8 protein-coding genes are annotated in these 12,086 nt (G+C 73.6%); 3 read left to right on the forward strand and 5 right to left on the reverse strand.

What is annotated here, in order from left to right; translation table 11 throughout:
* Positions 1–2,497 (reverse strand): glycosyltransferase (locus ICW40_RS17940; RefSeq protein ID WP_221655365.1); only part of this gene is annotated, 2,497 nt, incomplete at its 3' end.
* Positions 2,498–2,604: 107 nt separating this feature from the next.
* Between ICW40_RS17940 and ICW40_RS17945 the strand changes: the two genes are divergently transcribed.
* The 3 genes from ICW40_RS17945 to ICW40_RS17955 all read left to right on the forward strand — a co-directional run bounded on the left by ICW40_RS17945 (position 2,605) and on the right by ICW40_RS17955 (position 5,558).
* Complete coding sequence (locus ICW40_RS17945) at positions 2,605–2,958, forward strand: hypothetical protein (protein WP_221655366.1); 354 nt, start codon at positions 2,605–2,607, stop codon at positions 2,956–2,958.
* Positions 2,955–4,535 carry a glycosyltransferase family 2 protein gene (locus ICW40_RS17950; protein WP_221655367.1) on the forward strand — a complete coding sequence of 527 codons (1,581 nt, stop codon included), beginning with the start codon at positions 2,955–2,957 and terminating at the stop codon, positions 4,533–4,535. The genes ICW40_RS17945 and ICW40_RS17950 overlap by 4 nt, the downstream gene beginning before the upstream one ends.
* A gap of 93 nt (positions 4,536–4,628) precedes the next feature.
* The gene (locus ICW40_RS17955; RefSeq protein ID WP_221655368.1) at positions 4,629–5,558 is read left to right on the forward strand and encodes a class I SAM-dependent methyltransferase; all 930 of its coding nucleotides are present in this window, start codon (positions 4,629–4,631) and stop codon (positions 5,556–5,558) included.
* A gap of 68 nt (positions 5,559–5,626) precedes the next feature.
* Here the strand turns inward: ICW40_RS17955 and ICW40_RS17960 are convergent, their stop codons facing one another.
* The 4 genes from ICW40_RS17960 to ICW40_RS17975 all read right to left on the reverse strand — a co-directional run bounded on the left by ICW40_RS17960 (position 5,627) and on the right by ICW40_RS17975 (position 11,891).
* A complete protein-coding gene (locus tag ICW40_RS17960) occupies positions 5,627–6,991 on the reverse strand; it encodes a glycosyltransferase family 4 protein (RefSeq protein ID WP_308121900.1) in 1,365 nt (454 codons plus the stop codon).
* Positions 6,988–8,196 carry an ABC transporter ATP-binding protein gene (locus ICW40_RS17965; RefSeq protein ID WP_221655372.1) on the reverse strand — a complete coding sequence of 403 codons (1,209 nt, stop codon included), beginning with the start codon at positions 8,194–8,196 and terminating at the stop codon, positions 6,988–6,990. Before ICW40_RS17965 ends, ICW40_RS17960 begins: the two co-directional genes overlap by 4 nt.
* A gap of 2 nt (positions 8,197–8,198) precedes the next feature.
* The gene (locus ICW40_RS17970) at positions 8,199–9,032 is read right to left on the reverse strand and encodes an ABC transporter permease (protein WP_221655369.1); all 834 of its coding nucleotides are present in this window, start codon (positions 9,030–9,032) and stop codon (positions 8,199–8,201) included.
* A 168-nt stretch (positions 9,033–9,200) separates the two neighbouring features.
* Positions 9,201–11,891: a carboxypeptidase regulatory-like domain-containing protein gene (locus tag ICW40_RS17975; protein ID WP_221655370.1), complete on the reverse strand. Its 2,691-nt coding sequence runs from the start codon at positions 11,889–11,891 to the stop codon at positions 9,201–9,203.
* Between the last annotated feature and the right edge of the window lie 195 nt (positions 11,892–12,086).

Genomic DNA, 12,086 nt, shown 5'->3' on the forward strand with positions numbered 1-12,086 from the left:
CCCGGTACACGCGCGCGACGGCGGCGGCTCGCTGCCGCACGCGCCGCACGGCGGGCGACGCCGGCCCGGCCGGCGCATCGACGACGTAGGGCTCCACGTACGCGTCGGCAGCGCTCAGGGGCTCGTCGTCGAGCACGGGCTCCCAGTCGGTCGCCCGGGACGTCCCGGAGCGCACGAGCTCCGCCGCGTCGAGCAGGATCTGCTGGTAGACGCGCGCCTGGACGTGCGGCGAGAGCGACAGCAGCGCCTCCCGCCGGGCCTGCGCACCCACGCGCGCGCGTTCGACGTCGTCGTCCAGCAGCCGTGCGACGCCGGCCGCCCACGCGTCGACGTCGGCGGCGAGCAGACCCGTGCGGCCGTGCTCGATCGACTCGACGAAGGGCTGCGTGGGCGAGGCCACGGTCGGCGTCTCGACGAGCGCCGCCTCGAGCCACTTGATCGCGGACTTCGCCTCGTTGAAGATGCTCTCGCCCACGAGCGGGGCGAGGTTGACGTCGACGTCGCGCAGGACGCCCATGAGGTCCTGCCAGGGCATCATCGGCAGGCGGCGCACCCGGCCGCCCAGGGACGCGGCGAGCGCCGGCGTGGGCTCGAGGTGACCGCCGAGCCACAGCTCGACGTCGGGTCGGTCCTGGAGCACCGCGATCACCGCGGGCTCGACCGTCGCCCAGTCGGCGTCGTGCGTCGTGGTGCCGCTGAAGTAGCCCACGCGCAGCGGCCCGGGGGTGCGCGGTCGGGCGAGCGCGGCCTCGCTGACCGCGACGGCCGCCCGCCCGACGCCGTTGCGGAACTGCCGCGACGGCAGGCCGGTCACCCGGGTCGCGTGCTCGCACAACGTGCGCGTGCTGCCGACGTACAGGTCGGCCATCTCCATCGTCGTGCGGTAGCGCGCCACGCCGCGCCACCACAGCTGCTCCTCGTCGGGGGTGAGCGCGGACAGGCCGTGCACCTGGCCCCGGAGCTCGGGGTCGAAGATGAGGTCGTCGACGTCGAACAGCACCGGTACGGGCCGGGCACGCTCGCGGACCTGGCGCACGAGGTCCGCGACCTGCACGGTCGCGGGCACGCGGTAGAGCACGACGGCGTCGGCGAGGCCGGCCGCCTCGGGCAGGCGCGGGTCGCGGTAGTGGAGCACCTCGACCGTGGCGCCCTCCGACTCGAGCGCCTCGGCGGCGAGGTGGGCGCGGTAGCGCAGCGGCGCCCCGTTGATGCCGACGACGAACAGCACGCGCCTCATCAGGCCGGCCCTGGCCTCGGCGAGCGCCGCCTCGTCGAGGGCGTCGGACGCGCGCGCCTCGAGCAGCTCGGCGTACAGCTCGGCGAGCCCGGCGACCTGGTCCTCGGCGTCCCGCAGGGGCGACGTCGAGCCCTGGCCGAGCAGCCCGTCGAGCAGCCCGGGGTCGGCCACGAGCCGCTCGAGGACCGCGCGCAGAGCGGCCGCGTCGCCCGCCGGCACGACGAACCCGTTGCGCCCGTGCTCGACCGCCTCCTCCGGGCCCAGCGTGTCGGTGCAGACGACCGCGAGCCCGGCGGCGAGGGCCTCGCGCGTGAGGATCGAGTGCGACTCGCGCATCACCGACGGCAGCACGAGCACGTCGTGCTCCGCGAGGACGGCCGTCAGCTCGTCGGGCGCGTAGGGCGGTCGGGCCCGGACCCGGTCGGAGACGGGCACGCCCGCGGCGCCCGCGGCGCCGTAGAGGTCGATCTCCCACGGCAGGTCGACCTGCATGCCGCGCAGCGCCTCGGCGAGCACCGGGAGCCCCTTCATCGGGTCCTGACCGCCCGCGAACATGAACCGGGGTCCCCGCGACCGGTCCCGCGTGGGGTCGGCGGTCCGTGGGCCGCGGTCGGTGGGCGGGTTGGGCACGCCGTTCTCGTCCACGCGCAGCCGTGCCGGGTCGACGCCGTTGGCCTCCAGCACGCGCGCGGCGCTGCGCGACGGCGCCAGGACCACGTCCGCGGCGGCCAGGTCGGGCGCGAGGCGGCGGAGCCGGTCGACGGTCCAGGCGTGGTCGACCTGGCACGGGCACCCCCCGCAGTCGACGACGAGGCTGCACGGTCGCATGTCGGGCGCGACGAGGAACTGCCGGGCGCAGAACCACCAGAAGTCGTGCATGGTCACGACGGTCACGGCGCCGCTCTCGGCCGCTGCCCGGACGAGGGACCCGCCGAGCGTCTGGAGGGAGTGCAGGTGCACGACGTCGGGCCGCACCTGGTCCAACCACGCCCGGAAGTCGCTCTCGACGGCGGGGTTGTGCCAGTTGTTCTCGTCGTCCCACGCCGTCCAGGGCGTCGTCGTCACCCAGCGCACCGTGACGCCGGCGCCGTCGTCCTCCTGCCACGTCGTCAACGGCGGCCGGGAGTCGTCGAGGTGCCCCGCGTAGACGAACGACTCGAGCCCGAGCCGGGCCATCCCGCGCGCGACACGCTGCGGGACCAGGGTTCCTCCGCTGGTGAAGTTGGGCGGGTAGTGGGCGGAGACCTGGACCACGCGCATCCCTGCAGTCTAGGTGGGGCGGCACGGACCACCCGTGGGAGTGGTGTGCGTGCGACGTGATGGCCGTGTGCGCACGACGGCCGTCACACCTGCGCTAGCCTCGCCGCATGCCTGCCGAGAACGGGACGATGGAGTTCGCGCTCTGGCACCGGGCCCTCGCCTCGGCGGACGCCACAGCGCGCGACGCCGAGGACGAGTGGACGCGGGCCAACGCCGTGCGGGTGCTCGAGGACCGCGTCCACCGCGCCGACGCCGACCGCCACGCCCTCCGTGAGGCCGTGCGGCTCCGGGACCGGATCCTCACCGAGCAGCGGCTCGCGATCGCGGAGCGCGACGACGAGATCCGGCGCCTGCGAGCGGCGGTGCAGCACGACTCCCCCGCGCCCGCGTGGACGCCCGGCCGCGTCCTGCGCGGCGTGCGCCGCCGGCTGGGCCGTGTGTACCGCAGGCTGCGCGGATGACCGACCTCGTCAGCCTGCTCGTGGCCGGGCGACCCGGCGACGAGGAGGCCGTACGGCGCACGGTGGCCTCGGCCCTGCGGCAGGACTCGCGTCGGTGGGAGCTCGTCGTCGCGATGCCGCGCGTGCCCGTCGACGACCTCGCCGCCGCCCGGTCGGGCCAGCGTCCGGCCGGGCGCACCGACGAGCGTGGCGCGGACGCCCGCGTGCGCCACGTCGCCGTCGACGTCCCGGTCGACCTGCCGACCACCGACCTCACCGCCCACCTGCTCGAGGCCGCCCGGCGCGTCGCGCGCGGCACCGTCCTGGGCGTCCTCGGCCCCGGCGACGAGCTCGAGCCCGGCGCCCTCGCTGCCGTCGCCGTGCTGCTGGAGGCGGAGGACCGGCCGGACGTCCTCTACACCGACGAGCAGTGGCCCGGCGAGGGGGCCGCGGGGATCGCCACCAAGCCGGACTTCCTCCCCCACCACCACCGGAGCTACCCGTACCTCGGGCGGCTGTGCCTCGTGCGCACGGCCCTCGCCGCGCAGGTCGGCGGGTTCCGGCCGGGCATGACGGGCGTCGAGGAGTGGGACCTGCAGCTGCGCGTCACCGAGGCCGCGGACCGCGTGGTGCACCTGCCGGTCGTGGCCGTCTCCCGCCCCGTCCCTCCGCCCGCCGACGAGGCGACGCGCGCGAGCGCGCTGCGCGCCGTCGGTGACGTCGTCGCGCGGAGCGGGCGCGCGGGCACCGTCGAGCCCGCGGAGGTGGCCCCCGGGGTGCGCGTCTGGTGGGCCGTCGACGACCCGCCCCTCGTCTCCGTGATCATCCCGACGGCCGGCGGGCGCCGCACGATCCGCGGCGAGGACGGCGTCGTCCTCGAGCGGGCGCTGCGGTCGCTCGTCGAGCGGACGACGTACGAGAGGTGGGAGGTCGTGCTCGTGACGAGCGAGCACACGCCGCCGGAGGTGGTCGACGACGCGAGGCAGCTCCTCGGCGACCGCCTCGTGCACGCCCCCGTGCCGGGCGCCTTCAACTTCTCGACGTCGGTCAACGAGGGTGCGCGGCTCGCGTCCGGCGAGCTCCTGCTCCTCCTCAACGACGACACCGAGGCGCTCGAGCCGCGATGGCTCGAGCGCATGGTCTCGGTCGCGCAGGAGCCGACCGTCGGCGTCGTCGGGGCGAAGCTGCTGTTCGAGGACCGGACGATCCAGCACGTCGGCGTGATCTTCACCGACTCGGGCACGCCGGCCCACAACCTGATCTTCGAGGCCGACGCGCCCGACACCTTCGGCCGCAAGGTGCTCGACACGGACTACTCGGCGGTCACCGGGGCCTGCCTCCTGACGCGCGCGTCGCTGTTCGCGCAGGTGGGCGGGTTCTCCCCCGACCTCCCGCTGAACTTCAACGACGTCGACTACTGCCTCAAGGTGCGTGCGCGTGGCCTCGACGTGGTCTGCACGCCGTTCGCGGTGCTCCACCACTACGAGAGCAGCACCCGCAGCGCCCACATCGAGCAGAGCGAGAGCGACCACCTGGAGCGGCGCTGGGGCCTGCGTCGGATGCTCGACCCGCACCCGCAGTACCGCACCGGGGTCTGACGCCGGCGGGTAGGCTGCACTCCGCCGTGCTCGGGAACCGACCGGCCGGCGCCCGCCAGGCGCCACCTGCGGACGACGGAAGGAACGCTGCCGATGCAGCCGGACGGACTGCTCGACGACGACGGCGAGCGGATGATCCCCGCGTTCCACCAGGGCGGGCTCATCTACGCGGAGCACTACACGCGCTACCTCGTCGCGCAGGAGCTCGTGCGGGGCAAGCGGGTCCTCGACATCGCCAGCGGCTCCGGCTACGGGTCGCAGCTGCTCGCAGCGACGGCGGCGTCCGTGATCGGCGTGGACCGCGAGGAGCGGGCCGTCGCGTACGCGTCCGCGACCTACGGGGCCGACAACCTCGAGTACCGCCAGGGTGACGCTACGCAGATCCCGGTCGAGGACGGCTCGATCGACGTCGTCATCACGTTCGAGACCATCGAGCACATCGAGGACTACCGCGCCTTCATGCGCGAGATCGACCGCGTGCTCGCGCCGGACGGCCTCGCCGTGATCTCGACGCCCAACGACCTCGAGTTCGCCGAGGGCAACCACTTCCACCTGCACGAGTTCGTGCTCGACGAGCTGCTCGAGCTCGTCGGCGAGCACTTCGCGCACGTCGAGCAGTACTTCCAGGCGACGTGGAAGGCGGTGGCCGTCTCGACCGAGGAGGACTTCCGCCGCGAGGGAGCCCTCGACCTCCCGCTGGTCAACCTCGCGCCGCTCGAGCCGGAGCAGTTCCTGTACTTCTTCCTGCTCTGCAGCCGCCGCCCGGTCACCGAGCGCATCGACCCCGTCGTCGCGCTCGGCGGGCACTACAGCGACCGGGCGATCCTCGGACGCGAGCAGGAGCACGTGACGACGATCCAGCGGCTCGAGGCCGAGGTGCAGCGGCTGGACGCCGATCTGGCCCGTTCGCGCGCGGACCTCGAGGAGCGGGAGAACGAGCTCGCCCTGCTGCGCTCGTCCCGCGCTCTCCGCGTCGCACGGGGCGTGCGGTCGGCCGTCGGCCGGGTCACCGGTCGCCGCTGAGACGCGGAGGGACGTCGCCTGCGCCGGCGCCCCGCTCCGGGGGCGCCGTCACGCGTCGAGCCCGCGCGTCAGCGCGTCTGCCAGCGCCACCGCACCTTGGCGGCGAGCTGGCGCACGCCGCCCACCCGGAGGTGGTGCACGACGGCGCGCGCGGCCGCGCCGGGCGTGAGCGCCGGCCGCCGGGTCGCATGCGCGTGGACGCGGTCCGCGTCCGCCGCGCGGTAGGGCGCCCGGCAGTACTCCACGAGCGGCTCGAGCACCTGCGTCCACGTCATCCGGTCGGCGACGCCCCGCACGGCTGAGGTGAGCGCCTCCCGGTCGCCGAGGAGCACCTCCTCGAGCGCGCTCCGCAACGCCTCGACGTCCTCGGCGGGAACCACGCGGCCGAGCCCCTCGGCGCGGATGAGGTCGGCGAACGCGTCACCGTCGGTCGCGACGATCGGCAGCCCGGCCCACAGGTAGTCCAGGATCCGGGTCCGGAAGCTGAACTCGGTCTCGACGTGGGGGTAGTGGCAGCTCACGCCGACGTCCGCGTCGAGCAGGTGGTCCGCACGCTCCTCGTACGCGACCCACTCCTCGTTGAAGAACACGTGGGTCCCGGTCAGCCCGAGCTCGTCGGACAGCTCACGGCACTGCGTCGCGACGCGCATCTCCGGGACGTCGGGGTTCGGGTGCTTCATGCCGAGGAAGTACAGCCGGACGTCGGGCACCGTCTCGCGGAGGCGGTCGACCGCGCGCACGAGCGTCAGCGGGTCGAACCAGTTGTAGACGCCCCCGCCCCACAGCAGGACGCGGTCGTCCGGGCCGATCCCGGGCACGACGCCCTTGACCGCGTGACGGCGGCGCTCCGGCCGCACGTCGCTCGTGCCGAAGGGGACCACGCGGATGAGGGAGGCGAGCGTGGGGTCGGCGTCGTACGTCAGCGGGTTGATCCGGCCGGCCGCCGCGAGATGGCCGATCCAGAGGTCGCGCTGCCGGTGCGACGCGCACAGGAAGAAGTCCCCCCGCGCGACCTGCGCGGTGAGCTCCCGGAGCGCGAAGGCGAGGTTCGCGTCCCGCTCCTTGGCCGGCTTGTACCGGTCGACCTCGAGGCTCTCGAGGTGGAACGGGTCGTAGAGGTCGACGACCAGGTGGCGGTCGATCGTCTGCAGCCACGGGAACGTCGCGACGACGAAGCCCTGGACCACGACGACCTCGCTGCGCTCGACGAGGGCGCGGAAGTCGTCGACCTCGACGTGCTGCACGACGAAGCCCTCGCCCTGCCGCTCGCACCGCCCGAAGGTCGCGAGCACGACCCGGTGGCCCTCGGCGGTCAGGCGTCGCGCGATCTCCCACGCGCGGATGGCGGGACCGGCCATGCGGTCGGTCACCTGGTCGAGCGTCACGACGAGGATGCGCCGCCCGGCCACCCTCTCCTCGGCGGGGGGGGTCACCCGTCCACCGCCGACGTCGACTCGGCCACCTGGTCCCAGCTCGCGGGCAGCGCGAGGTACCCGCCCGACCACGAGCGGCCGCCGCTGTCCACGGAGAACCGGGCGATGTCACGCACCTGGTCGAGCAGCTCCGTCGTCGACTCGTCCGTGACCGACGCGATGACGGAGTAGGTCCCGGGGTGCAGGCGCACGTCCGGCAGCGTGCACTCCAGCACGCCCTCGCCCTCGAGCACGTCGACCGGGTCGCCCGCGTCACGCGTGTTGGTCGCCGCGAGGTACGTGCCGTCGAGCGCCTCGACGGCGATCCCGACGACCGGTCGCTCGACGCGGCCCGCCGCGCTCCAGTGCAGCCGCAGCCGCAGCCCGCCGCCGACCGTCAGCGGCTCGTCGGTGGCGGTCAGCGGGAGCACCTCGGCGCGCTGGATCCGCACCTCGCCCGAGCCGATGTGCACCAGGCCGCCGATCGTCGCGCCGGAGCTCTCGTGCGTCGAGTCGGAGTACCGCTCGAGCACACCCTGGGCGGGCCCGACCTCGCGGAGCACGCCCTTCTGCAGCCAGGCCGCGTGGTCGACCATGGTGCGCAGCGACGGCATGGAGTGCGAGACGACGACGACCGTGCGCCCCTCGCGCTTGAAGGTCGCGAACTTCTGCGCGCACTTCTCCTGGAAGGCAGCGTCGCCGACGGCGAGGACCTCGTCGACGAGCAGGATCTCCGGGTCGACGTTGATCGCGACGGCGAACCCGAGGCGGACGTACATCCCCGAGGAGTAGTTCTTGACCGGCTGGTCGATGAACTGCTCGACCCCCGCGAAGTCGACGATCTCGTCGAACTTCCGCGCGATCTCCGGCCGCTTCATGCCGAGGATCGACGCGTTGAGGTACACGTTGTCGCGGCCGGACAGCTCGGGGTGGAACCCCGAGCCCACCTCGAGCAGCGCGGCCACCCGTCCGCGCGTCTCGATCCGGCCGTCGTCGGGGTAGAGGATCTGGGCGAGGCACTTGAGCAGCGTCGACTTGCCCGACCCGTTGTCCCCCACGAGCGCGAACGAGCTGCCGTGCGGGATCTCCAGGTCGACGTCGCGCAGGGCCCAGAAGTCCTCGTAGGACGCGCGGCGGCGCCGCATCACGGCGGCCTTCAGCGTCTGGTTGCGCTCGTGGTAGACGCGGAACCGCTTCGAGACTCCCTCGACGGAGATCGCCGACATGCTCACAGGGCCTCCGCCAGGCGCTTGGAGTGGCGGGTGAAGACGAGGGCGCCGACGACCAGCGCCCCGACCGCCCACGCGATGATCACGAGCAGGTCCACGAGCTCGGGCATCCGGTTGTCGTAGAGCAGGTTGCGGAAGACCTCGGCGAAGCGCTCCATGGGGTTGAGCCGGTAGAGGTCCTCGAGCGTCACCGACCCGAAGAGCGGGCCCATGCGGTCCGACCGCTCCGAGACGAGCGTGCCCGGGTAGACGATCGGCGTCGCGTAGAACCAGATCTGGAACAGGATCGCGACGAAGTGCTGGGTGTCGCGGAAGTAGACGTTCGCGATGCTGAGCAGCAGCGAGATCCCGAGCGCGAACACGTAGAGCACCGCCATGACGACGACGACGAGGGGCAGCCACGGCAGCACCGCGGAGCCCACGACGAGCAGCACCACGAGGAGCACGGCCATCTCGGTGCTCCACGTGAAGAACGCCGAGAACCCGTTGGCGACGACGAGCGCGGACCGGGGGAAGTAGACCTTCTTGATGAGGTTCTCGTTGCCCACGAGCGACGCCATGCCGCCGGTCACCACGTTGGTGAAGAAGCTCCACGGCAGCAGCGCGCAGAGCAGCCAGACGGCGAAGATGTCGAGCCCGCTCGGATCGCCGACATCCGGCTCGATCTTGATGATGAACGAGAACACGAGCGTGTAGACGAGCATCGCCGCGAGCGGGTTCGCGAGCGACCACAGCTGGCCGAGGACCGTCCGCTTGTACTTGCCCTTGACCTCACGACGCGTGAGGTTGGCGACGAGCTCCCTGGAGTCCCGCAGCTCGGAGAGGATGCTCACCCGGCCGCCCGTTCGGCGTGCGGGTGTCGTGGTGCGCAGGACATGACTGCCGTTCTCTCGAGCGAGGGGACCGCCACAGGATAGCCCGCACAGGTCCGCTCCCCCGGTCGTGGACCGAGGGAGCGGACGTGCGCGGTTCAGGCCGCGGTGCTCATGCGGGCGCCGTGATCACTCGACCGCGGTGCCCGAGGTGACGTAGCCGACGACGTCGACCGCGACGTCGACGGTGCCGCCGGCGCCCTGGTTGGAGTAGAACGCGACCTTGCCGTCCGCCGGGATGCCGACGACCACGAGGTTGGGGATGTCCCGGCCCACGATGTAGTTGATCGCCGAGGCGTTCGGCGGCGCGGTCAGGCCGGTGCCGTCGCTGTCGGGGTAGACCCGCAGGTTGCCCATCGTCGACGGCTTGATCGCCGTGACGTTGAGGACGACGCCGGTCGCGTCGTCCGGCACGACGTCGGTGCCCCGCACGTCGAGCGCGTAGACCGTGTTCGCGGCGAGCGTCCCGAACGGGCGCAGCCCGGCCGGCGCCGAGGCACGCGTGTCGAGCACGCGCTCCGGGGTGACCGTCTGGTAGGTCTGCCCGTCCGCCGCGACGTAGCCCGTCACGTCGAGCACGACGTTGGTCGGCACCGACGAGAGCGTGTCGGAGTACAGGCCGATCTTGCCGCCCGCGCCGATCGGCACGACCGAGGCGTTCGACTTCGTCGTGCCCGGTGCGTAGTTGACCGACGCGATGTCGGGCGCCGTGCTGGCGCCGTCCGCCGGGTAGACCCGCAGGTGGCCGAGGCCGGCCGGGTTGACGACGGCGATGTTGAGCACGACGGCCTTGGCGTCGGCCGGGACCCCCGCCCTGCCCGCCGCGGTGACCTCGTAGACCGTGCGCGCCTTCAGCGCCGAGGCGATGTCGCCGACGTGGTCGGCGCCCGGGCGGGTGTCGAGCAGTCGCGTCGACGGCGCGAGCGTGACACCGGAGTCCGGCATCGTGAAGCCGACGACGTCGACCACGACCCGCGACGGCGCCGACGACTGGGAGTACCAGCAGATCCGCCCGTTCGCGCCGATCTTCACGAACGCCGCGTTCGCGACGTCACGACCCGGCTCGAAGTTCACCGAGACACCGGCCGCGGGCGGCGTCGGCGACGGCGTGCCGTCGTCCGGGAAGAGGACGACGTTGCCCGCGGCGCGCGGCGAGACCGACGCGACGTTGACCATCACGCCCGACGCGCCGACAGGCGCACCCGCACCGGCGACCGACGCGCACCGCGCCTGACCGAAGCCCGCCACCGCGCCGTCGTCCACGAGCCGCACCGGCGTCACCGAGACCACGTCCGTCGGACCGGCGGGCACGGGCTCGACGTTGAAGTTCACGCCCGCGACCGGGGCGCACGACGGGACGTCCAGCGGCGGCAGGGCGCCGTCGGCGGGGTCGGCGCCGAGGTAGAAGTCGTCGGCCGAGAAGGAGAGGCTGCGCCCGTCCTCCCAGTCGTAGGCGTTGACGTTGATCGCGGCGTAGTAGCGTCCCGGCAGCAGGCCGGGGACGGTGAAGGAGCCGTCCGGCGCGACCTCGGCAGTACGCGTCACGAGATCGGGGTCGTCGTCGTTGAAGACGACCGCCTGGAGGCTTACGCCCGAGAACGGGAGCGCTGCGAGGTAGCTGTCGACGTCGAGGACGCGGCCCGAGACCGAGGCGCACCGGTCGAGGACCGTCGTGCCGATCGTGACGCCGCCGGGCGTGGGCACCACCGGCGCCGCCGCCGCACGGGTGGCCGCGCCGAGCTGGCCGTCGCCCGCGTAGTAGCGCCCGGCGTACGCGGAACGCCCGCTCTGGCGGTTGACGCCCACGGCGTGCGGTGCGCCGGCCTGGAGCCACGTGAGGTCGAAGGCGGCCCCCTCGACGGCCGTCCGGTTGCCGCCGCCCTCGGAGTCGTCCACAGTCACCTCCGCCCACTCGGGCAGCGGGCCACCGTCCGCCGTCGCGACACGGCCGCTCAGCCGCCCAGCGGACGGCAGCGCCACGGCGACACCGGTGGCGGGTGCGGTGACCACGACCTGCTGACCGAGGTAGCCCTCGACGCCGGAGAAGCTCAACGTGTACGTGCCGGGCGCAAGGCCGTCGAGCAGGAAGGATCCGTCGGCCGCGCTGGGGTGGTTGCGCACCACCACCGTGTCCAGATCAAACGGCATGACCGAGACCGACACGCCCCGCACGGGAACGCCGCCTGCGGTCACCGTGCCGGTGATCGGCGCCGACGCGGGCAGCGTGACGACGACGCCCGAGAGCCCGCCGGCGCCCACCATGATCCGCGTCGTGGACGGGCGCAGCTGAGACCCCGACATGGGCCGGACGACGAGGTCGTACTCGCCGGGCACGTTCTGGCCGGTGAACGCGCCGTCGATCGTCGCGAAACCGCCCGAGAAGGTCCCGTCGAGTGCGCGCAGCTGAACGCTGGCGTTGGGCACCCTCGACCCGTCGGACCGCACGACGGTCCCGGCGATCGTGACCGGCGCGAGGAGCCGCACGTCGCCGAGATCGGCGCCCGCCTCCGTCACCGTCGCCCCGAGCGGGACCGTCTGGGACACGCCGTCGTAGCAGGACGCCTGGCCGGTGTAGGTGCCCGGCGGCACGTGCAGCGTCGCCGTGCCGTCCGCACGCGTGATCGCATAGGCGTTCGTGCTCCCGGAGAGGCGCTCCGTCACCGACACGTCGCCGTCGAGCGTGATGCTGCACGGGGTCGACGGCGGCGCACCGTCCGCGCCGAGCACGCGCACCGTCACAGGGGCCAGCGTCGCGGCCTGCGCGGCGGAGGCCGTCCACCCCCCGACCACGAGTCCGGCGGTCGCGACGGCCGCAGCCATCACCCCCGCCACGCCACGCACGCGTCGTCGAGCTCGCACAGAACCCCCTCGGTCACGGTCACGCCGGCCGCGACCCCCGCGCGCACAGTAGGGCCGCGGCCGGGCCCCGGGACAGCACCGCGCGCAGGCGTCACCCGGATGGCCGCGCGAGCACCCGCCTGCCGCCGGGCGCCCCCGCGCGCCGTAGCATCGGCC

Origin of the sequence: Actinotalea ferrariae, from assembly GCF_019733465.1 — a bacterium.
GTDB classification, from domain to species: domain Bacteria; phylum Actinomycetota; class Actinomycetes; order Actinomycetales; family Cellulomonadaceae; genus Actinotalea; species Actinotalea ferrariae_A.

What these genes read in the sequence shown, in the direction of transcription:
- ICW40_RS17950 (WP_221655367.1), top strand. Translation starts at nt 2,955, where the DNA reads ATGACCGACCTCGTCAGCCTGCTCGTGGCCGGGCGACCCGGCGACGAG.
- ICW40_RS17965 (WP_221655372.1), bottom strand. Translation starts at nt 8,196, where the DNA reads ATGTCGGCGATCTCCGTCGAGGGAGTCTCGAAGCGGTTCCGCGTCTAC.
- ICW40_RS17945 (WP_221655366.1), top strand. Translation starts at nt 2,605, where the DNA reads ATGCCTGCCGAGAACGGGACGATGGAGTTCGCGCTCTGGCACCGGGCC.
- ICW40_RS17975 (WP_221655370.1), bottom strand. Translation starts at nt 11,891, where the DNA reads ATGGCTGCGGCCGTCGCGACCGCCGGACTCGTGGTCGGGGGGTGGACG.
- ICW40_RS17955 (WP_221655368.1), top strand. Translation starts at nt 4,629, where the DNA reads ATGCAGCCGGACGGACTGCTCGACGACGACGGCGAGCGGATGATCCCC.